The 25,030-nt window shown below is 68.7% G+C and carries 24 protein-coding genes; 16 read left to right on the plus strand and 8 right to left on the minus strand.

Going from position 1 to position 25,030, the window contains the following annotated elements; genetic code table 11:
• Window positions 1–36: 36 nt before the first annotated feature.
• From KME78_RS54395 to KME78_RS54415, 5 genes are all read right to left on the minus strand, one after another.
• Window positions 37–711 (minus strand): response regulator transcription factor, encoded by a 675-nt coding sequence (locus tag KME78_RS54395; protein WP_219537924.1) that lies wholly within the window; start codon window positions 709–711, stop codon window positions 37–39.
• Entirely contained in the window at window positions 708–1,607 is a 900-nt protein-coding gene (locus KME78_RS54400; protein WP_219537925.1) for a sensor histidine kinase, read from the minus strand. Before KME78_RS54400 ends, KME78_RS54395 begins: the two co-directional genes overlap by 4 nt.
• 24 nt (window positions 1,608–1,631) lie before the next feature.
• Complete coding sequence (locus tag KME78_RS54405; protein ID WP_219537926.1) at window positions 1,632–2,246, minus strand: MSMEG_1061 family FMN-dependent PPOX-type flavoprotein; 615 nt, start codon at window positions 2,244–2,246, stop codon at window positions 1,632–1,634.
• Window positions 2,243–2,878: a TetR/AcrR family transcriptional regulator C-terminal domain-containing protein gene (locus KME78_RS54410; RefSeq protein WP_219537927.1), complete on the minus strand. Its 636-nt coding sequence runs from the start codon at window positions 2,876–2,878 to the stop codon at window positions 2,243–2,245. Before KME78_RS54410 ends, KME78_RS54405 begins: the two co-directional genes overlap by 4 nt.
• 77 nt (window positions 2,879–2,955) lie before the next feature.
• Window positions 2,956–3,657 carry a GntR family transcriptional regulator gene (locus tag KME78_RS54415; protein WP_219537928.1) on the minus strand — a complete coding sequence of 234 codons (702 nt, stop codon included), beginning with the start codon at window positions 3,655–3,657 and terminating at the stop codon, window positions 2,956–2,958.
• 55 nt (window positions 3,658–3,712) lie between these two features.
• Here KME78_RS54415 and glyA point away from each other — a divergent pair, with 55 nt between their 5' ends.
• Genes glyA through KME78_RS54440 form a run of 5 tightly spaced genes read left to right on the plus strand, consistent with a single transcriptional unit; the run spans window position 3,713 to window position 9,919 of the window.
• A complete protein-coding gene (glyA, locus tag KME78_RS54420; protein ID WP_219537929.1) occupies window positions 3,713–5,017 on the plus strand; it encodes a serine hydroxymethyltransferase in 1,305 nt (434 codons plus the stop codon).
• A gap of 1 nt (window position 5,018) precedes the next feature.
• Entirely contained in the window at window positions 5,019–6,236 is a 1,218-nt protein-coding gene (locus tag KME78_RS54425) for a sarcosine oxidase subunit beta family protein (protein ID WP_219537930.1), read from the plus strand.
• 29 nt (window positions 6,237–6,265) lie between these two features.
• Window positions 6,266–6,529: a sarcosine oxidase subunit delta gene (locus tag KME78_RS54430; protein WP_219537931.1), complete on the plus strand. Its 264-nt coding sequence runs from the start codon at window positions 6,266–6,268 to the stop codon at window positions 6,527–6,529.
• Window positions 6,526–9,321 carry a 2Fe-2S iron-sulfur cluster-binding protein gene (locus tag KME78_RS54435; RefSeq protein ID WP_219537932.1) on the plus strand — a complete coding sequence of 932 codons (2,796 nt, stop codon included), beginning with the start codon at window positions 6,526–6,528 and terminating at the stop codon, window positions 9,319–9,321. Before KME78_RS54430 ends, KME78_RS54435 begins: the two co-directional genes overlap by 4 nt.
• The gene (locus KME78_RS54440; protein WP_219537933.1) at window positions 9,314–9,919 is read left to right on the plus strand and encodes a sarcosine oxidase subunit gamma; all 606 of its coding nucleotides are present in this window, start codon (window positions 9,314–9,316) and stop codon (window positions 9,917–9,919) included. Before KME78_RS54435 ends, KME78_RS54440 begins: the two co-directional genes overlap by 8 nt.
• 2 nt (window positions 9,920–9,921) lie before the next feature.
• On the opposite strand, the gene KME78_RS54445 is transcribed toward KME78_RS54440, so the two are convergent.
• Window positions 9,922–10,662 (minus strand): GntR family transcriptional regulator, encoded by a 741-nt coding sequence (locus KME78_RS54445; protein ID WP_219537934.1) that lies wholly within the window; start codon window positions 10,660–10,662, stop codon window positions 9,922–9,924.
• A 354-nt stretch (window positions 10,663–11,016) separates the two neighbouring features.
• Here KME78_RS54445 and KME78_RS54450 point away from each other — a divergent pair, with 354 nt between their 5' ends.
• Genes KME78_RS54450 through KME78_RS54480 form a run of 7 tightly spaced genes read left to right on the plus strand, consistent with a single transcriptional unit; the run spans window position 11,017 to window position 18,136 of the window.
• On the plus strand, window positions 11,017–12,429 hold the full coding sequence (locus tag KME78_RS54450) for a protoporphyrinogen/coproporphyrinogen oxidase (protein WP_219537935.1): 1,413 nt from the start codon (window positions 11,017–11,019) through the stop codon (window positions 12,427–12,429).
• Between the two features lie 38 nt (window positions 12,430–12,467).
• Window positions 12,468–13,379, plus strand: coding sequence for a dihydrodipicolinate synthase family protein (locus KME78_RS54455; protein WP_219537936.1), 912 nt, complete (start codon window positions 12,468–12,470; stop codon window positions 13,377–13,379).
• Window positions 13,376–14,911 carry an aldehyde dehydrogenase family protein gene (locus KME78_RS54460; RefSeq protein WP_219537937.1) on the plus strand — a complete coding sequence of 512 codons (1,536 nt, stop codon included), beginning with the start codon at window positions 13,376–13,378 and terminating at the stop codon, window positions 14,909–14,911. The genes KME78_RS54455 and KME78_RS54460 overlap by 4 nt, the downstream gene beginning before the upstream one ends.
• Window positions 14,908–15,831, plus strand: a complete 924-nt coding sequence (locus tag KME78_RS54465; RefSeq protein WP_219537938.1) for a transporter substrate-binding domain-containing protein — start codon at window positions 14,908–14,910, stop codon at window positions 15,829–15,831. The genes KME78_RS54460 and KME78_RS54465 overlap by 4 nt, the downstream gene beginning before the upstream one ends.
• A 30-nt stretch (window positions 15,832–15,861) precedes the next feature.
• Entirely contained in the window at window positions 15,862–16,872 is a 1,011-nt protein-coding gene (locus KME78_RS54470; RefSeq protein WP_219537939.1) for an amino acid ABC transporter permease, read from the plus strand.
• Entirely contained in the window at window positions 16,869–17,669 is an 801-nt protein-coding gene (locus KME78_RS54475) for an amino acid ABC transporter ATP-binding protein (protein WP_219537940.1), read from the plus strand. The genes KME78_RS54470 and KME78_RS54475 overlap by 4 nt, the downstream gene beginning before the upstream one ends.
• A gap of 26 nt (window positions 17,670–17,695) precedes the next feature.
• Window positions 17,696–18,136 (plus strand): DUF6924 domain-containing protein, encoded by a 441-nt coding sequence (locus KME78_RS54480; RefSeq protein WP_219537941.1) that lies wholly within the window; start codon window positions 17,696–17,698, stop codon window positions 18,134–18,136.
• A 25-nt stretch (window positions 18,137–18,161) separates the two neighbouring features.
• Here the strand turns inward: KME78_RS54480 and KME78_RS54485 are convergent, their stop codons facing one another.
• A complete protein-coding gene (locus KME78_RS54485) occupies window positions 18,162–18,428 on the minus strand; it encodes a hypothetical protein (RefSeq protein WP_219537942.1) in 267 nt (88 codons plus the stop codon).
• 359 nt (window positions 18,429–18,787) lie between these two features.
• On the opposite strand from KME78_RS54485, the gene KME78_RS54490 reads away from it, so the two are divergent.
• The 3 genes from KME78_RS54490 to KME78_RS54500 all read left to right on the plus strand — a co-directional run bounded on the left by KME78_RS54490 (window position 18,788) and on the right by KME78_RS54500 (window position 22,476).
• Window positions 18,788–19,177, plus strand: coding sequence for a peptidase inhibitor family I36 protein (locus KME78_RS54490; RefSeq protein ID WP_219537943.1), 390 nt, complete (start codon window positions 18,788–18,790; stop codon window positions 19,175–19,177).
• 65 nt (window positions 19,178–19,242) lie between these two features.
• Window positions 19,243–19,446 (plus strand): hypothetical protein, encoded by a 204-nt coding sequence (locus KME78_RS54495; RefSeq protein ID WP_219537944.1) that lies wholly within the window; start codon window positions 19,243–19,245, stop codon window positions 19,444–19,446.
• Between the two features lie 108 nt (window positions 19,447–19,554).
• Window positions 19,555–22,476 (plus strand): glycoside hydrolase domain-containing protein, encoded by a 2,922-nt coding sequence (locus KME78_RS54500; RefSeq protein ID WP_219537945.1) that lies wholly within the window; start codon window positions 19,555–19,557, stop codon window positions 22,474–22,476.
• A 60-nt stretch (window positions 22,477–22,536) separates the two neighbouring features.
• Here KME78_RS54500 and KME78_RS54505 read toward each other — a convergent pair whose 3' ends face one another.
• Window positions 22,537–23,688: an ROK family transcriptional regulator gene (locus KME78_RS54505; RefSeq protein ID WP_219537946.1), complete on the minus strand. Its 1,152-nt coding sequence runs from the start codon at window positions 23,686–23,688 to the stop codon at window positions 22,537–22,539.
• Between the two features lie 79 nt (window positions 23,689–23,767).
• On the opposite strand from KME78_RS54505, the gene KME78_RS54510 reads away from it, so the two are divergent.
• Complete coding sequence (locus tag KME78_RS54510) at window positions 23,768–25,030, plus strand: Gfo/Idh/MocA family protein (protein WP_308127493.1); 1,263 nt, start codon at window positions 23,768–23,770, stop codon at window positions 25,028–25,030.

Raw genomic sequence — 25,030 nt, forward strand, 5'->3', positions numbered from 1 at the left:
TAACGCGTTCGTGAGCGTTGGTGACGACGTCGTCACCTACGGATCGGGCATCAGATAACCGACGCTGCGCACGGTCTGTATGTAATGCTCGGCGTCGAGCGTGGCCAGCCGCGACCGCAGCCGGTACACCCCGGACTTCACCACGTCGCTGCCGCCCCGCACGTCGGAGGAGCCCCACACCGTGCGGAGGAGTGCCGGCCACGGTTGCGGGGTGCCCCGATGCTCCGCGAGATGGGCGAGCAGCTTGAACTCGGTGAACGGCAACTCCAGCCGCCGCCCGGAGATCGTGACAGTGTGCTGGTCCAGGTTGATGACCAGGTCGCCGACCCGAAGCACCGTCTCCTCACCGCCCCGGCGGCGGCGGACCAGCGCCTTCGCCCGCAGCGCCAGCTCACGGGGGTGGAACGGCTTGGTCACGTAGTCGTCCGCGCCCCGCTCCAGCCCGGCGATGACGTCCTCCTGCTGGCCGAGTGCGCTGAGCAGCATGATCGGGACGTCGGACCTGGCGCGGATCCGCTCACAGAGCGTGAGCCCGTCGAGCGCGGGCATGAGCACGTCGAGCACCACCACGTCGACCTCGTACTTGCGCAGGATGCTCAGAGCGGTCGCGCCGTCGTGCGCGATGTGGACGGTGAAGCCCTGGGTGGTCAGGGCGAATCCCACGATGTTGGTCATCTGCAGTTCGTCGTCCACGACGAGCGCTGTGCTCAACGCGACTCCTCCCGCCCCGGCAGGGTGAACAGGAACGTGGTGCCGAGCATCGAGGTGGTGTCCACCATGATGGACCCGCCGTGCAGCTCGACGATCGTCTTGGTGATGACCAGCCCCAGCCCGGTCCCGTCGGCCAGCGGACGGCCCGTGGCGAACCGGTGGAACAACCGTTGCCGCTGGTCCTTGGTCATTCCCGCGCCGTCGTCGGTGACGTACACCGCGATCCCCGTGTCGATGGCCATCACTCGTACGTCGATGCTGCCACCCATGCTGGTGAACCGGCTGGCGTTCGACAGCAAATTGGTCAGCGCCTGAGCGGTCAGCATCGGATCGGCGGGGATGGGCCGCGTGACCTGAGGGGTGTCCAGGCTGATGCGCTGCCGCTGCTCCGCGCACAGCGGCCGCATGGCGGTGACCACATCACGGGCGATCACCGAGACGTCCACCTGCTCCAGGCGCGGGGTGAAGAGACCCGCCTCGATCTTGGCCTGGGTGAGCAGGCTCTCGCACAGGTTGATGACCTGCTCACACTGCCGGTCCACGATCGTGATGAACCGCTTCTGCTCCAACGTCAGCGGCCCCGGGCTCTCCTCGCCGAGCAGGTACACGGAGCCCTTGATCATGGTGAGCGGGGTACGCAGCTCATGGCTGAGCGCCGTCACCTGCTCGGCCCGCCGCTCGACCAGCTCGCCGAGCCGGTCCAGCTCGGCCTGCTGCGTCGCCACCATGCGGCGCAGCCCGGCCACGGCCAGCCCCGCACCACCGACCAGCCCGGCCACCGCCGCCACCGCCGGCCAGGCCCCCGCCATCACCGCGCCGACCGCCCCCGAAACACCGAGCAGGCCGCACAGCAGGGGCAGCCGCGGCGACCGCACCGCCTTCCCGACGAGTCCCATCGGGAACCACCCCTCCCCGTTGCGTCAGTACGGGTCGCGGCCCGCGCGGTTGAGTACGGCGTCGAACATCGCGGCCGGGAGTTTCAATCCGGATTGGCTGCGGGCGATTTTCCCCGCGCTCGGCACCTCTCCGCGTTCCGGCCAGCTTTCCGTATCCCACAGCGACGAGCGGACAAAGGCCCGGCTGCAATGCAGGAACAATTCCTCGACCTCTACCTCCACCGCCAGTTGGGGCGTCACGCCTTGTCTGGTCATCCTTTCCAGATAAGGAGCCTCGGCGACTATTCGAGCGCGGCCGTTGACCCGTACGGTATCCCCTGATCCGGGCACGAGGAACAGCATTCCGACATGCGGACGCTGGAGAATGTTCTCCAGGCTGTCCAGGCGGCGGTTGCCTTTTCGGTCGGCGAATGCCAGGGTGCGGTCGTCGAGCACCAGGACGCTTCCCGGTGGGTCGCCGCGGGGTGAGACGTCGCTGGTTCCGTCGTCTGCCGAGGTCGCCAGCAGGAAGAACGGGCTCAGTTCGATGAAGCGGCGCGACTCGGCGTCGATGTGGTCGATGCCTTTCTCCGCGATGACGCGCAGCGGCCGTTTCACATATTCGCGTAATTCCGCGGTCGTGCCGATTATCTTCGTCATGCTTTCTCCTGGTCCTGGTCCTGGTCCTGGGCCGCCGCGAGCCGCAGGCGTACGCCGTCGAGAAAGAGCTCCAGGCCGTACGCGAAACGCTCCTCGGGGTCGGCCTTGATCACGCCGTCCATCGCGCGGTGCAGCTCTGTGTCGGCCAGTCCCGTTCCGCGCTGCTCCCAGTCACCGGCGGCGAGCTGGGCCTGCTCCTCGATCGTGTGACCGAGCACGTAATACATGGCCGTGAAGATCACCCAACCGGCCCGGTCGAGCGGGAAGCCCGCGTCGGTGAGGATGCGCGCGGCTCGCTGGCCGCCGCGCACGGTGTTCGGCTCCACGACGTACGTGCCGGCGACCACGCGGGCGCCGTCACGGTGGGCGAGCAGGGCGCGGCGCGTGCGGTGAGCGATCTCCGCCAGTTGCGCGTCCCAGGGGCCGGGGGTGAGCGGGGTATCGGTGATCTCGCCGACGATCCGGTCGGCCATGGCGCCGAGCAGCGCTTCTTTGTTCTTGAAGTGCCAGTAGATGCCACCGGCCTGCACTCCGAGCCGCGCGCCCAGCTTGCGCATGGTCAGCCCGTCGAGGCCGTCGGTGTCGAGAAGGGCCAGGGCCCCGGTCACCACGTCCGCACGCTTCAACTGCATGCGTCGAGTGTCGCAGCGAACCTGAACAACGTTCAAGCCTGAACGTCGTTCAAGTGAGCGGAATCACACAGCGGCCGCTACAGCAAGGTGCGCACCTGGCGCTCGAAGCCCTCGACGTGGTCCCGGGCGTGCGATGCCGCGCCGTCGGCGTCGCCGGCGACGATGGCTCGCAGCAAGGGTCCGTGCTCCTGGACATGCGAAGCGACCTCGGGGATCTGGTCGAGCAGCAGGCACCAGATGCGGGTGACGAGATTGTCGTAGCGGAGCAGAGTGTCCCGCAGGTGGGGATTGTGGGTTGAGTCGTAGACCGCGCGGTGGATCCTCATATCCGTACGTATGAGCTCCCTGGAGGGGATCGCGGCCGTGTCCAGCTCGGCCACGCCGTCCGCCAGGGCGGTCAAGATCTCGCGCTCGGCGGGGCGGGCCCGTCTCGCCGCGTGAGCCGCGGCGGCCGGCTCCAGGAGCAGCCGGACCTCCGACAGATGGGCGAGGTCGGTGATGTGCACCTCGGTGGCGAAGGTCCCCCGACGCGGGTAAGCGACCACCAGCTTGTCCGTCTCGAGCCGCTTCAGTGCCTCGCGGACCGGCGTTCGGCCAAGGCCGAGCTCTTGGGCGAGGTGCTGCTCATTGATCGGCGCGCCTGGCCGGATGTCCAGCATCACCAGGCGGTCGCGGATGTCCAGGTAGGCCTGGTCGGACATCGACGATGAGCTCGCGGCGGGTCCCGGACCCCCTCCCGGGCCGGGGGTCTGTGCCTGGTGGTTGACAGTGAACGTCATGGTGTCTAGCGTAACAGACGATTGATATATCAGCTGTATGTCACGGAGGCTGTCCATGAACGGTGCCGAACGCGTCCTCAGCTCACCGGTCGCCGATGTGGACCCTGAGATCGCGAAGGCCATCGACGACGAGCTGGTTCGCCAGCAGTCGACGCTGGAGATGATCGCCTCGGAGAACTTCGCGCCGGTCGCCGTGATGCAGGCGCAGGGCTCGGTCCTGACCAACAAGTACGCCGAGGGCTATCCGGGCCGGCGCTACTACGGAGGCTGCGAGCACGTAGACGTGATCGAGCGGCTCGCGATCGACCGGGTCAAGGCGCTGTTCGGGGCGGAGGCGGCCAACGTGCAGCCTCATTCGGGCGCACAGGCCAACGCGGCCGCGATGGTCGCCCTGCTCGAGCCTGGTGACACCATCCTCGGCCTCGACCTGGCGCACGGTGGCCACCTCACCCACGGGATGAGGCTCAACTTCTCCGGCAAGCTGTACAACGTCGTGTCCTACCACGTGCGCGAATCCGACCACCGGGTCGACATGGCGGAGGTGGAGCGGCTGGCCGTGGAGCACCGCCCGCGCATGATCGTCGCCGGTTGGTCGGCGTACCCTCGCCAGCTGGACTTCGCCGAGTTCCGGCGGATCGCCGACCTCGTGGGCGCCTACCTGATGGTGGACATGGCGCACTTCGCCGGGCTGGTCGCCGCGGGTCTCCATCCGAGCCCGGTGCCGTACGCGGACGTCGTCACGACCACGACCCACAAGACCCTCGGCGGGCCGCGCGGCGGGGTGATCCTCAGCAAGGCCGAGCTGGCCAAGAAGATCAACAGCGCCGTCTTCCCCGGTCAGCAGGGCGGACCGCTCGAGCACGTCATCGCCGCCAAGGCGGTGGCCTTCGGGATCGCCGCGTCCGCCGAGTTCCGTGAGCGTCAGGAGCGCACCCTGGCCGGTGCCCGGATCCTCGCCGAGCGGCTGCTCGGCGCGGACGTCGCCGCGGCCGGCGCCACCGTGCTCACCGGCGGCACGGACGTCCACCTCGTGCTCGTCGACCTGCGCCACTCAGCCTTGGACGGTCAGCAGGGCGAGGACCGCCTCCACCGGGTCGGCATCACCGTCAACCGCAACGCCGTCCCCTTCGACCCGCGTCCGCCGATGGTCTCGTCGGGCCTGCGGATCGGCACGCCCGCGCTGGCCACCCGTGGCTTCGACGAGACCTCGTTCGCCGAGGTGGCCGACGTCATCGCCGCGGCGCTGGCCCCCGAGCTGCCGGATGCCGACGTCGTGGCGCTCCGGGGCCGCGTGGAGAAGCTGGCGGCGGCGTACCCGCTCTACCCGCACCTGGCCGCCCTGGCCGGATCGGGGGCCTGAGATGGCCGACCTGCTCCCGGAGCACCCGGACTTCCTCTGGCGCAACCCCGACCCGAAGCCGTCCTATGACGCCGTCGTGGTGGGTGGCGGCGGGCACGGGCTCGCCACGGCGTACTACCTGGCCAAGAACCACGGCCTCACCAACATCGCCGTGCTCGAGAAGGGGTGGCTGGCCGGCGGCAACATGGCGCGCAACACCACGATCATCCGCTCCAACTACCTCTGGGACGAGAGCGCGGCGATCTACGAGCGCGCGCTCAAGCTCTGGGAGGTGCTGCCGGAAGAGCTCGACTACGACTTCCTGTTCAGTCAGCGCGGCGTCCTCAACCTCGCCCACACCCTCTCCGACGTCCGCGAGAGCGTGCGCCGGGTCGAGGCCAACAAGCTCAACGGCGTCGACGCGGAGTGGCTCTCCCCCGAGGACGTCGCCAAGGTCTGCCCGATCGTCAACGTGTCCCAGAACGTGCGCTACCCCGTGCTCGGCGCCACCTACCAGCCGCGCGCCGGCATCGCCAAGCACGACCACGTCGCCTGGGCCCTCGCCCGCGCCTGTGACCGCATGGGCGTCGACCTGATCCAGAACTGCCAGGTCACCGGCTTCGTCAAGGACGGTGACCGCGTGGTCGGCGTCGAGACCACCCGCGGCCGGATCGCCACCGGCACCGTCGGCCTCGCCGCCGCCGGCCACAGCAGCGTGCTCGCCGAACTCGCCGGCTTCCGCCTGCCGATCCAGTCGCACCCGCTGCAGGCGCTGGTCTCCGAACTCTACGAGCCGGTCCATCCCACCGTGGTCATGTCCAACCACGTGCACGTGTACGTCTCGCAGGCGCACAAGGGTGAGCTGGTGATGGGCGCCGGGGTCGACTCCTACAACGGCTACGGCCGGCGCGGCTCGTTCCACGTGATCGAGCACCAGATGGCCGCCGCGGTGGAGCTCTTCCCGATCTTCGCCCGCGCCCACGTGCTCCGCACCTGGGGCGGCATCGTCGACGTCACCATGGACGCCTCGCCCATCATCGGCCGCACCCCGGTCGAGGGCCTGTACGTCAACTGTGGCTGGGGAACCGGCGGCTTCAAGGCCACGCCCGCCGCCGGATGGGCCTTCGCCCACACCATGGCCACCGGCGAGCCGCACGAGCTCAACCGTCCGTTCGCGCTGGACCGTTTCGTCACCGGCGCCCTCATCGACGAGCACGGCGCCGCCGCCGTCGCCCACTGACCCTCCAGCCACGCAGACCAGGAATCGCCATGCTGCTGATCACGTGCCCGTGGTGCGGGCCCCGCGACGAGACCGAGTTCCAGTACGGCGGACAGGCCCACGTCGCCTACCCCGAGGACCCGTCGGCGCTGTCGGACGAGGAGTGGGCGTCGTACCTCTTCTACCGCGACAATCCCGAGGGCCGCTTCCGCGAGCGGTGGGTGCACGGCGTCGGCTGCCGCAAGTGGTTCAACGCCGTCCGCGACACCCGCAGCTACGAGATCATCGAGACCTACACGGGAGCGTCGCGATGAGCGGGCCCAACCGTCTCCCCTCCGGCGGCCGGATCGACCGCGGCCGGGTGCTCACCTTCACCGTCGACGGGCAGGACTACACCGGCCACCCCGGCGACACCGTCGCGTCGGCGCTCCTCGCGGCCGGCCGGATCAGGGTCGGCGACTCCATCTACCGAGGCCGCCCACGGGGCATCTTCTCGGCCGGGGTGGAGGAGCCGAACGCGCTGCTGCAGATCGGCGGCGAGAACCCCGAGCCGATGGTGCCCGCCACTGTCCGGCCGCTCGTCGACGGGCTCTCGGCCCGCACCCTCTCCGGGCTCGGCGTGCTCGACCCGACGCCCGACACCGCGGGCTACGACAAGCGCTTCATCCACGCCGACGTGCTCGTCGTCGGCGCCGGCCCGGCCGGTCTCTGCGCCGCGCTGGCCGCCGGCCGCTCCGGGGCCCGGGTGGTGCTCATCGACGACCAGCCCGAGCCGGGCGGCTCGCTGCTCTCCGCGAGCGGCGAGACCGTCGACGGGCGGCCCGCGCTCGCATGGGTGGCCGAGGTCGCCGAGGAGCTGGCGTCGCTGCCAGAAGTCAGCGTGCTCACGCGTACCAGCGCCTTCGGCTCCTACGACGACAACTACCTGCTCGCCGTCGAGCAGCGCACCGACCACCTCGGGCGGGCGGCTCCCGACGGGGTGTCGCGGCAGCGGCTGCACCACGTACGGGCCCGGCAGGTCGTGCTCGCCACCGGCGCTCACGAACGTCCGATCGTCTTCGCCGGCAACGACCGCCCCGGCGTGATGCTGGCCGGGGCGGTGCGTACCTACCTCAACCGGTACGCCGTCCGCCCGGGGGCGCGAGTCGTGGTGGCGACCACCAACGACTCCACCGCCCCGCTCGTCGAGGACCTCCGCTCCGCCGGGGTCGAGGTCGCCGCCGTGCTCGACGCCCGCACCGGCCCGTTCCTCAGCCACACTGTCGGCGAGGACGGGCTCACCGCCGTCGTCACCGACGCCGGCGAGACCATCGAGTGCGACGTGCTCGCCGTCTCCGGCGGCTGGTCCCCGGTGGTCCACCTCCACAGCCAGCGCCAGGGCGCGACACGCTGGGACGACGCGCTCGCGGCCTTCGTACCCGCCGCCTTCGTCAAGAATCAGCAGGTCGCCGGCGCGGCCAACGGCACCTTCGGGCTGGCCGGAGCCCTGCGCGAGGGCGGCGAGGCCGGTGCGCGCGCGGCCACCGCGGCCGGTTTCACCGCCTCGCCGGTCACGCCCGCGGGCGCCGAGGGAGCCGCCTACGGCGAGGTGAAGCAGGTCTGGCTGGTGCCCGGCCCCACAGAGACCTGGGCGGAGCACTTCGTCGACCTGCAGCGCGACCAGACCGTCGCGGACGTCCTGCGGGCGACCGGAGCCGGGCTGCGCAGCGCCGAGCACATCAAGCGCTACACCTCCGTCGGCACCGCCGCGGACCAGGGCAAGACCTCGGGCGTGAACACCCTCGGCGTCATCGCCGCGGCCCTGGGCGGCCCCGACGGCTCGGGCCCGGGCGTCGGCGAGATCGGCACGACCACCTACCGGGCGCCGTACGCACCCGTCTCCTTCGCCGCCCTCGCCGGGCGCGAAAGGGGCGACCTCTTCGACCCGGAACGCACCACGCCCGTGCACTCCTGGCACGTCGCCCACGGCGCGGAGTTCGAGATCGTGGGGCAGTGGCTGCGCCCGTGGTACTACCCGCAGAACGGCGAGAGCATGGACGACGCCGTCGCCCGCGAATGCCGCGCCGCGCGCACCGGCGTCGCCATGATGGACGCCTCCACCCTCGGTAAGATCGAGGTGCGGGGCACGGACGCCGGCGAGTTCCTCAACCGGGTCTACACCAACGCCTTCAAGAAGCTCCCCGTCGGCTCGGCCCGCTACGGGGTCATGTGCAAGCCCGACGGTATGATCTTCGACGACGGCGTCACCGTACGACTGGCCGACGACCGCTACTTCATGACCACCACCACCGGCAACGCCGCGGCGGTGCTGGACCACCTGGAGGACTTCCTCCAGACCGAATGGCCCGACCTCGACGTCACCGTGACCTCGGTCACCGAGCAGTGGACCACCGTCGCCGTCGTCGGGCCGAGGTCCCGCGAGGTCATCGGCCGGATCGCGCCCGACCTCGACGCCTCCAACGAGGCGTTCCCGTTCATGACCTTCCGCGAGACCGTGCTGGCCTCGGGTGTCCCGGCCCGCGTCTGCCGGATCTCGTTCTCCGGCGAGCTCGCCTTCGAGGTCAACGTGTCCGGATGGTACGGCCGGGCCGTCTGGGAGGAGATCCACGCCGCCGGCGAGGACCTGGGCATCACCCCGTACGGCACCGAGACCATGCACGTGCTCCGCGCCGAGAAGGGCTATCCGATCATCGGCCAGGACACCGACGGCACGGTCACGCCGCAGGACGCCGGCATGGAATGGGTCGTGTCGAAGGTCAAGGACTTCATCGGCAAGCGGTCATTCCTCCGGCCCGACACAGCCCGCCCAGATCGTAAGCACCTGGTGGGCGTGCTGCCCGTCGACCGTGAGACGCGGCTGCCGGAGGGCACCCAGCTGGTCGCCCTCGGCACCCCGCTCGAGGACGTGCCGGTGCCGATGCTCGGCCACGTCACCTCCAGCTACCACAGCCAGGCGCTCGGACGGCCCTTCGGGCTGGCGCTGATCGCCGACGGCCGCAACCGGATCGGCGAGGTGCTGCTCGCTCCGGTCGGTGACCGGACCGTTGAGGTTGAGGTGACCTCTTCCGTACTTTTCGACCCCGAAGGGAGCCGGCGCGATGGTTGACCCCATCCCCCACCTCGAGGCGCTGCGCCGCAGCCCGCTCGCCCAGCTGACCGACGCCCTCGCCGCCGGCTCGGGCGAGGCGGTGGCGCTGGCCGAGGAGCCGTTCCTCACCATGGTCTCCGTCCGGGTCGAGCCCAGCTCGGCCGCGGCCGGCCGGATCGGCCAGGTACTGGGCTTCGAGCTGCCACAGCGCTGCGGCGAGGTCGCGGCCGTGGGCCACCACGCCGCACTGTGGCTGAGCCCCGACGAATGGCTCGTCGTCTCCACCGCGGCCCCCGCGGCGCTCGCCGACCAGCTCGCGGCGGCGCTCGGCGCCGACCGGGGCCAGGTGGTCGACGTCTCGGCGAACCGCACCACCCTCGCGCTGACGGGCGAGCGGGCCCGGGAGGTGCTGGAGAAGGGCTGCCCTGCCGACCTCCACCCGCGGGCCTTCGGCCCCGGCTCAGCCGTGACGACGACCCTGGCCAGGATCCCGGTGCTGCTGTGGCAGACCGGTCCGGCGGAGTATCGGATCCTCCCGCGCTCCTCCTTCGCCGACTATGTCGCACGCTGGCTCCTCGACGCGATGCGTGAGTGGGCCGGCGCGCAGGCCCGCTGACGTCATTCCGCGCTGAGTGGCCGGCCGTCGGCAGCGACCACGTCCGCGATGGGAGTCAGGCCCGTGGAGGAGGACCCACGGAGCGGGACGCCCTTGCCGGCTTCGGTCTCCACCGCGAGCTGGTCACGTATTCGAGCGGTGGCGTTGAGCAGCGACTCGTTGTTGACCTTGGCCGCTAACCCCGGCTCGTTGCTCCGCGCGGCCTCCAGGAGCCGTGCCTGGAACGACCACAGGGGCGTCTTGTCGTCCGCCATCAGCGTCGCCTGAGCACCGACGATCTTGTACGACCGGCACCGCTCCCAGAGAGTCTGGATCGTGCTGACCAGGACGGGGTTGCCCGACGCCTGGTAGAGGATGGTGAGCAGCGCCTCGTCGTGGTCCAGCACGGCGATCGTCTGCTCCGCGTCGATCGCGGCGCGCATCTGGTCATACTCCTGCTGCATCCTGTCGACGTCGGCCGGCTCGATTCGCTCCGCGCCGAGCCGCGCCGCCTCGACTTCCATGAGCCGGCGCACGTCGTACAGATGGGCCAGCTCCGTAAGACCCAGGCCTTTGACCACGGCGCCCTTGTGTGGCACCCGCTCGGCCAGGCCGGCCTCTTCGAGTCGCCGAATCGCCTCGCGCACCGGCATGACGCTGGTGCCGACCTGCGCGGCGATGTCACGGATCCGCAGCCGATAACCCGCCGGCATCTCACCGTTCATGATCGCCGCGCGGATGGCTTTGAATACCTGATCGGTCATCAGGGATGGTTCTTCAACCTTCGGTAGAGACATGGCGTGCGAGGGGCCGATCCGTCAAGGCTCGCTCCTCCATCCCCTTCCACTCGTCATTTGCGGGCGTCCACAGCATACGACCGGCGGTTGCCCGGCGCCTGACCCCGTGTCATCGCTGATCAAGGAGCCCCGACGCCCTTCGAAACTTTGACATGAGGGCTTGTGTGATCTGTGATCACATCCTAATGTAAGCCAAGTCACGTCTCAATGGACCTCGGGCTTCTCCGGCGCGATGGGCAACAGGAGACACATCCGCTGAGCCAGACAGCTCGCGGTCTCGCGCGACGCTCGCGCATCCCCGCGGCAGCAGAAGGAGCCAAAGTGAGAGATGCCGTCATCGTGGGAGGCGGTCTCGCCGGCCTGACCGCCGGCTGGAGGCTTCGGCACCACGATGTGGTCCTGCTCGAGTCGGGCGGCCGAATCGGCGGCAGGATCCGCTCCGAGCGGCGTGGCCGGTACTACTTGAACTGGGGCGGGCACGTTTTCGCCGGCGACAGATCCGGCACCGACACGCTGCTCCAAGAGACCGGAGTCGGCGCGCTGGCCATCCCCGGCGCTCTGACCGGGCTCGCCATGAACGGCCGGCTGCTGCTCGGTGGGCGGGTGGAGACCTATCCGTTCCGCATCCCGATGCCGTGGTCCGCACGTGTCGCCCTCCTCAAGGCCGGCGGCAAGGTAGGGCTCGCGGTCCTGCGCTACGCCAGGATCGTCGGACTCCGTCCGGGGGAGGACGAAGCCACGCGTCAGCAGCGGGTCTACGACTTCCTCAACGACCGTACGTTCGCCGACTTCGTCGGGGACCTGCCCGCGGACGCCGAGGCGCTCTTCAAGCCCACGGTGTCGCGTTCCGCGGCCGACCCCGACGAGATCTCGGCCGGTGCCGGGGTCGGTTACTTCAGCCTGGTGTGGAACATCGGAGACGGGCTCGGCCGGAACATCGCCGGCGGCCCTTCCACCCTCACCGAGACCATCGCGGCCGCCCTCGGAGACAAGGTGCGGCTCGGCGCCGACGTCGTCGAGGTGGTGAACAAGAAGTCCTCTGTCGTCGTCCGCTACTCCCAGGGTGGCGTGGATCGGGAGGTCGAGGCGCGCTGTGTCGTGCTCGCGACCCCGGCGACCGTGAGTCACCGCGTCGCCGTCGACCTCGAGCGGGAGACTCGGGAAGCGCTCTCGAAGGTGATCTACGGGCCCTACGTCAGCGCCGCCTTCCGTACCAACGAGACGACGCCGCAGCGGTGGGACGACGCGTACGCGATCGCCACGCCCAAGCGCGCGTTCAACGTCCTGCTCAACATGTCCAACGTCGTACGCGGAGCCGAGTCCGAACGCCAGCCCGGCAGCAGCCTGATGGTCTTCTCCCCGGCCGGCCTGGCGCGGACGCTGCTCGACCAGAGCGACGAGGAAGTCCTCCGCCGCTACCTCGACGATCTCGACCAGATCCTGCCGGGTCTGGGCGACTCGGTCGCCGAGGCCGAGGTCCAGCGTTGGCCCGAAGGCGCGCCGTACTGCTTCCCGGGCCGCGGAGCCATCCAGCCGGCCCTCACCCGGCCGACCGGACGGGTGTTCCTGGCCGGCGACTACCTCGGCACTCTCTACACGGAGACCGCCATCCAGTCGGGCTTCACGGCGGCCCGTCACGCCCAGGCCCTCCTCACCGACCGTGCCAACAGCCCGATCGCGGCCGGCCCGGGCACTCGGCTCAGCCACGTCGACCCCGAGGGCGGAACCCGATGACCCAGACAGTCGTGCCGAACCCAGGCCAGGAAGGAACCATGTCCACACAACTCAGCGGAGTCGTGTCCGCCCTCGCCACCCCGTTCACCCCCGACGGCCGGCTCGATGAGGCCCGGCTGCGCCAACTGGTCGACCGCAACATCGACGGCGGTGTCGGCGGTGTCGTGGCGGGCGGATCGACCGGCGAGTTCGCCTCGATGACGGGTGACGAGCGGCGCCTGCTCGTCGAGACGGTCGTCGACCAGACGGCCGGCCGGGTGCCGGTCGTGGCGCAGACCGGTGCCATGAGCGCGGTCGAGGCCATCGAGCTGTCGAAGCACGCGCAGCGTGCCGGGGCCGACGTGCTGATGGTGGTCGCCCCCTACTACGAAGCGTTGACCGTCCCCGAAACGCTTGCCTACCTGCGGCGCGTCGCCGACTCGGTGCAGGTCCCGGTGATGCTCTACAACCTCCCGATGGCCACGGGCGTGAACCTGACCCCCAGCCTGGTCCGGCAGTTGGCGACCGAGGTCGACAACATCGCCTACATCAAGGACACCAGCGGCGACATGAGCCAGGCGGCGCAGTTGATCCATCACCACGGTGACGTGATCTCCACGTTCGTGGGCTGGGACAGCCTCTGCCTGGCCGCCTTCGTCGAAGGCGCCGCCGGGGCGGTCGCGGGTACGGCCAACGTGATCCCCGCCGAGCTGGTGTCGGTCTACACGTCGGTTCGCTCGGGGGATCTGGCCGGCGCGCGGGCGCGGTGGGATCGGATCTACCCCCTGATCGACGCCCTGCTCTCCGCGCCGTTCATCGCGGCCGTCAAGGCGGCGCTACGCGAGTTCGGCTTCCCGGTCGGCACCCCTCGGGAGCCGGTCCACGACGTCGACCCGGCCACACTCGCCGCAATCTCGACCCTCGCCAAGTCCCTGCGCGAGGCACCCGTCTCGGAGGAGATGACGCGATGAGCACGACCGCCCGCACCCCCGCCGTGACGGTACGCCGCGGCGAGTCCACGGCCGTTGGCGACCTCCCCGCCCGGGGCGTGTTCATCGGCGGCAGGTTCCGGGCCACCCGCTCCGACGAGGTTCTCGAGGTCGTCGATCCCTGCTCCGAGCAGGTCCTCGCGAGCATTCCGGCGGGCTCCGCCGAGGATGTCGACCTGGCGGTCGCCGCGGCCCGCGAGGCCGCGCCGGGCTGGGCCGCGTTGCTCCCCAAGGAGCGGTCCCAGATTCTGCACCGGGTGGCCGACCGCATCGGCGAGCACGCCGGGGTGCTCGCCGAGCTGGAGTCGGCCAACACCGGCAAGCCCGTCATGGTCGCCCGCGACGATGTCGACAACACGGTCGACACGTTCCGGTTCATGGCCGGGGCCCTGCGCGCCCCGACCTCGCAGGCGGCCGGGACCTACGCCGAGAGCCACCTGTCCGTCATCCTGCGCGAGCCCCTGGGCGTCGTCGGCGTGGTGACACCGTGGAACTATCCGCTGCTCATGGCCGCGTGGAAGATCGCGCCGATCCTCGCCGCCGGGAACACCATGGTGGTCAAGCCGTCGGAGCAGACGCCCCTGACGACCCTGAAACTCGCCGAGCTGCTGGCCGACGTGCTGCCTCCCGGCGTGCTCAACGTGGTCGCCGGCCTCGGTCCCGTGGTGGGTGCGCGCTTGGCCGAGCATCCGGACATCGCCATGATCGCCCTGACCGGCTCGGTCCGCAGCGGGCGAGCGGTCGCCCGCGGCGCCGCCGAGTCGCTCAAGCGGGTCCACCTGGAGCTCGGCGGCAAGGCCCCGGTCGTCATCCTGCCCGACGCCGACCTCGCGGCAGCCGCCGCGAGCCTGCGTACGGCGGCGTTCTGGAACTCGGGACAGGAGTGCGGCGCCGCATGCCGCGTCCTGGTGCATGAGTCGGTCGCCGAGACGTTCGTCGCCCTGCTGGTGGACGAGGTGTCGACGCTGGTCATCGGCGAGCCCGGGGCCGGTGAGGACGTCGAGATCGGCCCGATGATCTCGCGTGACCACTACGACCGGGTCACCGGCTACCTCGAGCGTGCCCACGCCGCCGGTGTCCGGGCCGTCATCGGGGGCGGGCCGCTGGAGGAGCGGGGATATTTCATCGCACCGACCGTCTTGGTGGACGTCCCCGAGGGCGCGGAGTGCGCGCGCGAGGAGATCTTCGGGCCGGTGGTGACGGTGGAGACGTTCCTCGACGAGGAAGAGGCCATCAGGCGGGCCAACGACGTGCCCTATGGCCTGTCCGCCTCGGTCTGGACCAACGACGCCCGGCGCAGCCACGGCCTCGCCGCGCGGCTCGACTCGGGCACGGTGTGGGTGAACTGCCACCTCGTGCTCGCCAACGAGGTCCCGTGGGGCGGTTTCAAGGGTTCCGGCTATGGCCGCGACCTGTCCATCTACGCACTCGACGACTACTCGCGGACCAAGCATGTCATGCACAACGTGGTCAGCACTTCCCACCGGAACCCGGTCTCAGGAGAAGCACCATGAACATTCGTACCTCGATTCCGCTCAGGAAGACCACCGCGGCCGTGGCACTGCTCGGCACGGTGCTGGGAGCGTCAGCCTGCGGCGAGTCACTCAATGAGGCCAAAACCGCCGGCAGCGTGCAGAGCAAGGACGATGGGCTGGCCATGCTGCTGCCCAAGGCCGTCCGGGACAAAGGCACGATCACGGTGGCCGCGGCCGTCTACGCGCCGGCCGTGATGGTGCCGCCGGGCGGTGGCGAACCCACCGGCTGGGACATCCAGATCACCCGCGAGACCGCCGCGCTGCTCGGCCTGAAGGTGAAGTTCACCATCATCCCGTTCGACGGCGTGATCCCAGGCCTCCAGGCAGGGCGCTACGACGCGGCCACGGGCGAGATCAATGTGACGGATGATCGGACCAAGATCGTGAGGTTCGTGGTCAATCACGTCTCACGTGACGCGTTCATGGTGAAGGCGGACTCCAAATACGCGAAGTTCCAGGACCCGCTCGACGCTTGCGGCCTGATCGTCGGCGCGTCACTGGGGTCGTCCGAGGCGGCCTTGGCCAACAAACTGGCCGCCGGTTGCGACACGGCCGGGAAGGCCCCGCTGACCGTGAAGACCTTCGCCGATCAGGCCACGGTGAACCTGGCGCTCAGTCAGGGGCGAATCGCCGCCAACATCGCCAGCGGCAGCCAGGTCGCCTACTCCGTCAAGCAGTCGAAGGGCAAGTTCAAGGTCGCGGAGATGGGCTTCGGCCCTGAGATCAAGACCGGTTTCGTCCTCCCGAACAACGCGAACACGGCGGAGATGGCCAAAGCCTTCGAGGCCGCCACCAACAAGCTCATCGAGACGGGAGGCCTGCAGCGCATCCTCAACGAGCAGAACCTGGGCCTGGGCGCGGTCAAGAAGTCCGAGGTCATCCCCCCGGTAGAGAACTGAACGCGGCCCGCGCTAGAGGAGTGATCCGGCATGGACAGATCAGCAGCGGATTCGAGCAACTCGCGGGCGTCAGGCGGAACCACTTCTACGCTGACGCCGGACGAGGAAACGCTGGCGAAGGAGACGGTGCCGCTTCGGCACCATGGTCGCACCGTCGCGGCAGGCGTTCTCGTGCTCCTGGTGGCGATGCTCTGCCATTCGCTCATCACCAACAAGAACTACGAGTGGCCAGTGGTCTGGCACTACCTGTTCCACCCGCAGATCATGGCCGGCCTCGGCCGTACTCTGCTGTTGACAGCGGTGGCCATGTCCATCGCCATCGTGCTCGGCATCGTCCTGGCGGCGTGCCGGCTCTCCGAGAACAAGATCCTCTCCTCGGTCGCCGGTGCCTACCTCTGGTTCTTCCGCGGTACGCCGCTGCTCATCCAGCTGGTGTTCTGGTACAACCTCTCCGCGCTCTACCCGCGGCTGAGCATCGGCATCCCCTTCGTGGGGCCGGAGTTCTTCGGAGCGGAGACCAACTCGGTGCTCACTCTCTGGACCGTCGCGCTGCTCGGTCTGGCATTGCACGAGTCGGCGTACATGGCGGAAATCGTCCGGGGAGGACTGCTCTCCGTGCCCAAGCACCAGACCGAGGCCGCACTGGCCCTGGGCATGAACCCCTTCACGACCTTTCGCCGGATCGTCCTGCCGCAGGCGCTGCGCGTCATCATCCCCCCGACCGGGAACCAGGTCATCGGGATGTTGAAGTACAGCTCCCTGGTGAGCGTGATCGCGCTGCCTGATCTGCTCTACTCCGCCCAGATGATCTACACCCAGACTTTCGAGACCATCCCCCTCCTCATCGTCGTCTCGCTCTGGTACCTGCTGTGCACCAGCGTGCTCTCGTTCGTCCAGCGCTACGTCGAGCGCTACTACGGCCGGGGCGTGGCCGGCATGGGCGACCGATCGACCCGGCGAGGACCGCGCTTCAGCGCATTGCGGAAGCGTCCCCAGACCACCCTTGGAGCAACCGCGGTCAGGCAGGAGGCCAAGTCATGAACCAGGACCAGTCCGACCCCATCGTGAAGATCATCGACCTGCGCAAGAGCTTCGGGCACCTCGAGATCCTCAAGTCGGTGAACCTGGAGGTGCGCCGGGGACAGGTGGTCTGCGTCCTGGGCCGGTCCGGCTCCGGTAAGTCGACCATGCTGCGCTGCATCAACCATCTCGAGCGACCGACCAGCGGGGCCGTGATCGTCAACGGCGAGGTTGTGGGTTATCGCGTCAAGGGCGACAAACTCCACGAGCTACGACCCAACGAGATCGCCCGGCAACGGGCCCAGACGGGGATGGTGTTCCAGTCCTACAACCTGTTCCCGCACCTGACCGTGATGGAGAACCTGATGGAGGCCCCGTGCCGAGTCCTGGGCCGACCCCCGGCCGAGACCCGCGAGGAAGCGCAGCGCCTGCTGAACAGCGTGGGACTGTCCGACAAGGCCGACGCGTACCCGAGCACCTTGTCCGGAGGCCAGCAGCAACGCGTCGCCATCGCCCGGGCACTGGTCATGAAGCCCTCCATCATGCTCTTCGACGAACCGACCTCCGCGCTCGACCCCGAGCTGGTCGGTGAGGTGCTCGAGGTCATGAAGTCACTCGCCCGTAGCGGGATGACGATGATCATCGTGACCCATGAAATCGGCTTCGCCCGCCAAGTAGCCGATGAAGTCGTCTTCATGGCCGACGGATGCGTGGCCGAGCAGGGACCGCCGTCTCAGGTCATCGACAACCCCCAGGTCGAGGCCACGCAGATCTTCCTGCGCAGCATGACCGAACGCCGCGACGCCCCCATCTCATAAGCCCGGGAACGGCAGAATGTGTGGCTATGCCGGACATTCTGTCGTCGAGTGATGAACTGCTGGTGATCCGCACGGACTTCTCCGCCCCGCCGGCGTGGGCGGCCATCCGCGCGACGCTCGGACCGGTGGTGGACAACGAATGGATTCTGGAGGACGACGAGGGCGAATTCATCGCGCCGGTGCAATACCTTGACGATCCGGCCTACGAGGGCGCCACAGCGGAGGAACTCCTCGCTCTGCTGCCGGAGGAATACGACCTCGCGTTCTTCGTCGTGGTGGACGAAGTCGCCGTCCGCTCGCCGGAGATGCCGCTGCTCCTCGTCGACCTGAGAGAGGAGCGGGGGCGCCAGATGCGGGTCGTCGCGACCGAGCTGTACTCGATCGAGGCCAACCTCTCGATCGGCAACATGGACTTCGCCGAATTCGCCGACGCCATGGACGAAGACGGTGTCTTCCGCGGATTCTGACGCCACCGGCTCGAAGGGCCACCGCTCAGGACCGTCGCTCAGGGTCGGGGATGGCGACGGCTGTGTACGGGGTGGTGGGGGTCGGTTTGGTGTCGAAGCGGGCGTTGGGGAGGTACAGGCGGGCACCGTAGGCTGCCACGGTCGCCGGTACGTCGAAGCGGCGATCACTCACCCGCCGTACGACACGGCCGTCGGTTCCCGCCGCGTTCAGCCGCAGGACGGTCACGGCGTTGAGCCGGTTCTGCACCGCGAACAACGTCCGGCCGCGCAGCAACAGGCCGTCGCCGTACACCAGATCCCCGGTGAGCGGGATCCGCTGTGGGAGTCGAGGACGCGCGCGTCACCACCTGTGCCGCCTGCCACGAACAGCCGTCCGCGTGCGTCGATCTTCATCCCGAGGGCCGGTGTGCCGGGCCCGCGGCTGATGATCGCGCCGCGTCCGGTACGCAGGTCGGCGCGGTAGATGGAGCCGTCGGCCATGGAGCCGATGAAGGCGTTCAGCGCTGGACGATCAATGAGTCCAACGCATGTTCGTCATCGACAACGATCGTGCATCACGATTGATCCATGGAGCTCCAACCTGGTGGCGCATTTTTGGATCACCTGTCATGATCTTTGGCGAATTACACTCAGCCGAAAATGAGGTCATCCATGAAAAGAACGACGGTGCGCAGGGCCGGGGTCGTGGCGCTGGCCCTGACCAGCCTGATGGGCGTGGGCGCCACCGCACAGGCCGACGCCCAGCGGCTCGCCAACTGCGGCGATGGCGCCAGCTTCTGCCTGTTCGAGCACGACGACTACGCCGGTGCCCGACAGGATTTCCTCTTCACCGGCCCCTCCGGTGGATGCGCCAATGCTGGACCGCTGAACAACAAGGCCAGCTCCATGAGGAATCCTTCGGGCCGCCGGATCCAGTTCTACAACAGCGCCAACTGCGCGGGTTCCTACGGCTACGCGGCCGCCCCGAGGTCGTCGGACAGCGACCTGACGAACAACAACTTCGACAACCTGACGAGCTCCGTGAAGAGCGTCAATCCGTAGCGTCTCCTGATCACGGGCGATCTGGTGCGGCCGATCCCGCCCTTTCCGTGACTTGTCGGAGCCAGTTGTCCCTGTCGGCAGCTGGCTACGACCTTGGTCGGTTTCGGCCGTCCCGCCTGGTCGCGACGGCGGAACGATTCGCGATCACCTTCGCCAGGAAGGGCATCCTGGTCGACGCCGTCGCCGTGAACGCGCCGAAGGGCCTCATCCGCGTCAAGCGCGCCATCACCGCCGGAGACCACCTGGACGCACTCACCCCTACCACTTGACCAGACTTACACAAGAACCCATGATAAGTGGGCATGCGACACCGAGCACTCCCCTTACTCTGCGTCACCTTGCTGCTCGCATCCTTCGGACCATTCACGCCGGCTGCCATGGCCGGTCCGAAGGCTGTCGAGCTATGGGTCGAGAGTCCGCAAAAGACCGTCTATCGCACAACGACGGTCCCGCAGAGTCCGAGCACCTCCATCAACCTCGTAGCCGCCCGCGGTGAATACGAGAGCGCGCAGATCGCCGTGCGCGCGAAAGAGCGGCTGCGCATCGAGCGTGTCCGATTCGGCGACCTCACCGCCGGCGGCCGGAGCCGGATCGCGGGCGCCAACCTGCGCTACCACTTCGTCGCCTACAAGGACGACAGCACGGTCGCGGCGAACCCGTTCTTCCCCGACCGTGCGGGCAACCTGCTCTATCCCGAGTCGGTCATGCCGGACCCGCTGTCCAACGACCGGGCGACCTGGGTCGAGGGCGGCCGGACTCAGCCCATCTACGTGACCGGCTTCGTGCCACGCGGCACGGCGCCCGGCACCTATCGCGGCACGGCCAAGGTCGAGACGACGCGGGGCGACTATTCGGTCCCGATCCAGTTCAGCGTCAGCAACGTCGAGGTCCCCACGATCGACAAGTCACCGTTCACCAACTACCACTGGACGATGACGAACGGCTTCACCTGGGACGGCCTCAGCTGGAACGGTACGGCCAGCCAGGCCTACGACGTCGGCAAGTACTACTACGGCGTCGACACCTACAGCGACGCGTGGTTCGGCCTCATGGACGAGTTCGCCCGCAAGCTCGCCGAATATCGCACCAACATGGTCTGGCTCCGTACCGACCTGTTCCTGCAGTCCACCGGCACGGAGCTGTCGGAATTCGTCAAGGGGATCCCGGGCGACATCGACTGGACGAACTTCGACCGCTACGTCGAGACGTTCAAGCGGCACGGGATCACCAAGTTCGCCAACCAGCATCTCATTCACGCGCTGATCAAGATGCCGGACAGCGAAAAGCCCAACGACAGCTGGAACACCAAGCTGCCGGACAGCCTGCCGGTCACCGACGCCTACCTGACGAACTATCTGACCGCGCTGTACAAGCACCTGAAGAGCAAGGGCTGGACGAACGGCCTGACGTGGTATCAGCACATCAGTGACGAGCCCATCACCGCCGACCAGCGCAACCTCTGGACCTATGTCGCGCGCAAGATCCAGCAGATCAACGCCGACCTCGGCGCCGATTTCCGCACCATGGACGCCGACCCCGACGGCATCCTGCTCGACGACAAGACCAAGCCCTATGTCGACACCTGGGTGCCGCTGACGCCGGCATTCGAGCGCAAGAAGGCCGGCTACAAGGCACAGCAGGCCACGGGCCAGGACCTGTGGGTCTACACGTGTGAGGTCAACACTCCCCCGTGGCTCAACCGGTTCTGGACGCAGCCGACGATGACCGGCCGCATGCTGTTCTGGGACCTCGAGCGCGAGGGCGTGCAGGGTCATCTGCACTGGGCGTGGAACGCGTGGTACGTGGGCCCCTGGAAGGGCGACTCCTACATCGTCTATCCCGACAAGGCCAACAGGACGGTGAAGAGCAGCCTGCGTCTGGAGGCACAGCGCGATGGCCTCGAGGACTACGAGCTCCTCTACATCCTGAAGAAGCGCAACCCGGCTCTGGCGAAGCAGATCGTCGACAGCGCGATCAGCCCGGAGGACCCGCGGCGCTACACACTCGACCCGGCCTATCTCGACACTCTGCACAGCTACATCGTGCGGGCGGCGGCGGGCGAGACCGTCGGCGCGATTCCCCAGCCGACCAGCCCCTATGAAGATCAGGATGTCCCCCGTACGTTCCTGCTCGACGGCACCGACGACAGCATCGGCTACTCCACCGGCTGGGCACCGCGGCAGCGGCAGTCCGCGTACCTCGGCAGCGTCCACATCAGCAAGACCGCCGGCAACAAGGCGACCTACGAGTTCGAGGGCACCGGCATCGACGCGTTCTTCGAGAAGAACACGACGACCGGAAAGGTGTCCGTGTCGGTCGACGGCGGACCGGCGACGGTGATCGACCTGTTCGAGGCGGTCCAGTACGACCGCTTCACCGCATTTCGAAAGACCGGCCTGACACCGGGCAAGCACCGGATCGAGATCACCAACGTCGAGAACAAGGAGGTGCGGTTCGACGGATTCCGCGTGCGACTCGCACCTGGGCAGCAGCACTTCGACGCGACGTTGACGGACCTGAAGCTGACCAACGTCGCGGAATTCACCTTCGAGGGGCATCGCGGTGACTACGCGCTGCTCGTCGACCAGGGGGCGAGCACCGTCGGCCTGACCCCGACGCTGACCGACGCCGGCGGCACGATCACCGTCGACGGCGGTGCCGTCGCCAACGGTGCGACCGTCAACGTCAACGTGGCGAACGGCAAGAACAAGGTCGAGATCCGTACGCTGGCCAGCGATGGCAAGACCGCGAAGACCTATGAGCTCACGCTCGTGAAGGGCGCGGTGAACACGGCGGACGCCAACATCGCCCGCAGCTATTCGGCGGTGTCGGCCTCGGCGGCCCGTGATGGCGATGGCGGCGTGCAATACGGCCCGCAGAAGATGGTCGACGGCGAATACGGCACGATGTTCGCCGCCAAGCAGGGCTACACCGACGCGAACCCGTTCCCGCACGAGATCGTGCTGGGCTGGACCGACCCGAAGGCGTTCAACACGCTCGTGGTCGCCACCCGTGGTGGCATTCCGCAGGGTCTGACCGACGTCGACGTCGAGGTCTCGGCCAACGGCACCGACTGGACGAGCGCCGCGCAGGGCGTCTCGTTCCGGTGGACGCACGACGATGACGACGGCGTCATGGAGTATTCGGTCGCCGATCTTCCCGACCTGCAAGGCGTCAGGAAGCTGCGCCTGAAGATCAACGATGCGAACTACACCCGCTGGAGCATGTACGCCGTCTATGAGCTGGAGCTCTACAACCTGCCGGCTCAGCGTACGGCGACGAGCGGCCAGACCCACTGACAGATTCGTGCCCGTCGCCTAGACCAGGCGACGGGCACAATCTGCGATGCCCCCCAAGCGTCACATGAATGGCTTCGGGAGGGGAGCGTCGAAGTCGTAGAGGCGGGCGTCGACGTGATCGAGCGCGCGCCGTACCGCGCCCAGGGCCACGGCCTGCTCCCCCAGATCGGAGATCACCACCACCGGAGGTTCGAGGCAGAACGGGACCACATACCGGCGCACCGGCTCGAGCAGCACGTCGCCCGCACGCGAGACGCCGCCGCCCAGCACCACCAGCTCGGGATCCACGGTCAGCACCAAGGCGGCGATGCCTTCCGCCAGGTCGCGCGCGTATTGCTCGACCGCCCACTGCGCGGCCGGGTCGCCGGACCTGGCCGCGGCGAAGACCTGGGCGGCGGCGTCCCGTGGTGCCGTGCCGGGCGGCAGGCCCTGGAAACCGGTCAGATGGACGGGTGCGCGGTGCCAGCCGACCAGCGGCAGCGCGCCGATCTCGCCCGCGCCACCCCTGGCGCCTTTGAGGAGGTTGCCGCCCACCACGATGCCCGCGCCCGTGCGCACGCCGGACAGCACGAACACCAGGTCATCGATGCCGCGGGCCTGGCCGCGCCACCGCTCGGCGACCGCGGCCAGGTTGCAGTCGTTCTCCACCAGTACGGGGCAGTCGAAGCTCGCGCGCAGCTCGCCCGCCAGATCGAGGCCGGTCCACTCGGGCAGGCCGACGGACAGCTTCACCACACCTTCGGCGCTCACCACGCCAGTGGTGCCCGCGCAGACGGCGGCGATGCGGTCGGCGGTCAGCCCCGCGGCCTTCAGCGCGGCCGTGATCGCCGTCCTGATGCCCGCAAGTCGCTCGGCGCGGCCGGCGGTGGCGGCGGTCGGCTCGTCATGCGCGGCCACGACCGTGCCGTCCAGGTCGGCGACGCTGGCTCTGATCGTGTAGGAGCCTATGTCGATCCCGAGCACGTGGCCGCCCGTCGCGTGGAAGGCGAACAACCTGGCCGGCCGCCCCATCTGGCCGCTCTCCGGTGGCAGCTCCCGGAGCCAGCCCGCCGCCAGCAACTCATCGACCAAGCCCTCCACGGTCGGCCTGGACAGCGCGGCCCCCTTGGCGAGGTCGGTCAGTCCGAGCGGCCCCTGCGACCGGACCGTCTGGAGCGCCGTCACGAGATTGATCCGACGAAGCCGCGAGGTGTCGCCGCCACGAATTGTCACGCATGCCCCCTTGACAGATAGTACATCGGAGAAATAAAAACAGCCTTCATTAGTAATGTACAACTCGTAGGAGATGCGGATGGTCACTCTTGCCGTGATTGGGGCGGGCCTGCGCGGCACCGGCTACGCCAGGCTGGCCCGCGAAGGCGGGTTCGCCGAGGTCGTGGCCGTCGCCGAGCCCGACCAGGACAGGCGGGCGGACTTCGCGGCCGAGCACGGGATCCCGGCCGAGCGCGTCTTCGCCGACTGGCGGGACCTGCTGGCCGGCGAGCGGCTGGCCGACGCGGTGATCGTGGCCACGCAGGACCGCCTGCACCTCCAGCCCGCCGTACGCGCGGCCGAGCTGGGTTACCACATCCTGCTGGAGAAGCCGATGGCGCCGACGGAGGAGGACGCCGCGGCCATCGCCGAAGCCGCCGACCGCAACGGCGTGATCCTGGCGGTCTGCCATGTGCTGCGCTACGCGCCCTACACCACCAAGCTCAAGGAGCTCCTGGACGAGGGCAGGATCGGCCAGATCATGAACATCCAGCACCTGGAGCAGGTCGGCTGGTGGCACCAGGCACACTCCTTCGTGCGAGGCAACTGGCGGAACGAGGCCGAGTCGGCCCCGATGCTGCTCGCCAAAGCCTGCCATGATCTTGATTGGCTCGTGCACATCAAGGGCGAGGTGCCCGAGCGGGTCTCCTCCTTCGGCAAGCTCGTCCACTTCACCAAGGAGAGCAAGCCCGCGGGGGCCGCCGACCGCTGCCTGGACTGCTCGATCGAGCCCACCTGTCCCTACTCGGCCCGGCGGTTGTACATGGACGGCCTCGCCGATCCGGCCCGGCACGTCTGGCCGCTCGGTGCGATCACCCGCGACTTCACCGAGGAGGGCGTGCTCGCGGCCCTGCGCGAGGGTCCGTACGGCAGATGCGTCTACGCCTGCGACAACGACGTGGTCGACAGCCAGGTGGTGATCATGGAGTTCGCCGACGGCACGAGCGCCACCTGCACCGTCACCGCGTTCGGCGCACTCGAGCACCGGAAGACCAGGATCTTCGGCACACGCGGCTCGATCGAGTGCGACGGCGAGACGCTCCGCGTCCACGACTTCCTCACCGATGAGGTGTCGGTGATCGACGCCCTCGCCGGAGCGGACGCCTCGGCCGCCTCCGGGCACGGAGGGGGTGACGGAGCGCTGATGCGGGCGTTCCTCGCCGCCGTCCGCGACAACAATCCGGCCTTGGTCTCGACCAACGCGCAGGCCAGCCTCGCCACGCACCGGGTGGTCTGGGCCGCGGAGCAGGCCAGGCACACCCGAACCGTCGTCTCGATCGGAAAGGCCCCCCACCATGCGTAA

It is taken from the genome of Nonomuraea guangzhouensis (genome assembly GCF_019396345.1).
GTDB classification, from domain to species: domain Bacteria; phylum Actinomycetota; class Actinomycetes; order Streptosporangiales; family Streptosporangiaceae; genus Nonomuraea; species Nonomuraea guangzhouensis.

Excerpts from the sequence above, each read along its gene's own strand:
- KME78_RS54400 (WP_219537925.1), bottom strand. The coding sequence starts at position 1,607 with ATGGGACTCGTCGGGAAGGCGGTGCGGTCGCCGCGGCTGCCCCTGCTG.
- KME78_RS54405 (WP_219537926.1), bottom strand. The coding sequence starts at position 2,246 with ATGACGAAGATAATCGGCACGACCGCGGAATTACGCGAATATGTGAAA.
- KME78_RS54410 (WP_219537927.1), bottom strand. The coding sequence starts at position 2,878 with ATGCAGTTGAAGCGTGCGGACGTGGTGACCGGGGCCCTGGCCCTTCTC.
- KME78_RS54415 (WP_219537928.1), bottom strand. The coding sequence starts at position 3,657 with ATGACGTTCACTGTCAACCACCAGGCACAGACCCCCGGCCCGGGAGGG.
- glyA (WP_219537929.1), top strand. The coding sequence starts at position 3,713 with ATGAACGGTGCCGAACGCGTCCTCAGCTCACCGGTCGCCGATGTGGAC.
- KME78_RS54425 (WP_219537930.1), top strand. The coding sequence starts at position 5,019 with ATGGCCGACCTGCTCCCGGAGCACCCGGACTTCCTCTGGCGCAACCCC.
- KME78_RS54430 (WP_219537931.1), top strand. The coding sequence starts at position 6,266 with ATGCTGCTGATCACGTGCCCGTGGTGCGGGCCCCGCGACGAGACCGAG.
- KME78_RS54435 (WP_219537932.1), top strand. The coding sequence starts at position 6,526 with ATGAGCGGGCCCAACCGTCTCCCCTCCGGCGGCCGGATCGACCGCGGC.
- KME78_RS54440 (WP_219537933.1), top strand. The coding sequence starts at position 9,314 with ATGGTTGACCCCATCCCCCACCTCGAGGCGCTGCGCCGCAGCCCGCTC.
- KME78_RS54445 (WP_219537934.1), bottom strand. The coding sequence starts at position 10,662 with ATGACCGATCAGGTATTCAAAGCCATCCGCGCGGCGATCATGAACGGT.
- KME78_RS54455 (WP_219537936.1), top strand. The coding sequence starts at position 12,468 with ATGTCCACACAACTCAGCGGAGTCGTGTCCGCCCTCGCCACCCCGTTC.
- KME78_RS54460 (WP_219537937.1), top strand. The coding sequence starts at position 13,376 with ATGAGCACGACCGCCCGCACCCCCGCCGTGACGGTACGCCGCGGCGAG.
- KME78_RS54465 (WP_219537938.1), top strand. The coding sequence starts at position 14,908 with ATGAACATTCGTACCTCGATTCCGCTCAGGAAGACCACCGCGGCCGTG.
- KME78_RS54470 (WP_219537939.1), top strand. The coding sequence starts at position 15,862 with ATGGACAGATCAGCAGCGGATTCGAGCAACTCGCGGGCGTCAGGCGGA.
- KME78_RS54475 (WP_219537940.1), top strand. The coding sequence starts at position 16,869 with ATGAACCAGGACCAGTCCGACCCCATCGTGAAGATCATCGACCTGCGC.
- KME78_RS54480 (WP_219537941.1), top strand. The coding sequence starts at position 17,696 with ATGCCGGACATTCTGTCGTCGAGTGATGAACTGCTGGTGATCCGCACG.
- KME78_RS54490 (WP_219537943.1), top strand. The coding sequence starts at position 18,788 with ATGAAAAGAACGACGGTGCGCAGGGCCGGGGTCGTGGCGCTGGCCCTG.
- KME78_RS54500 (WP_219537945.1), top strand. The coding sequence starts at position 19,555 with ATGGCCGGTCCGAAGGCTGTCGAGCTATGGGTCGAGAGTCCGCAAAAG.
- KME78_RS54510 (WP_308127493.1), top strand. The coding sequence starts at position 23,768 with ATGGTCACTCTTGCCGTGATTGGGGCGGGCCTGCGCGGCACCGGCTAC.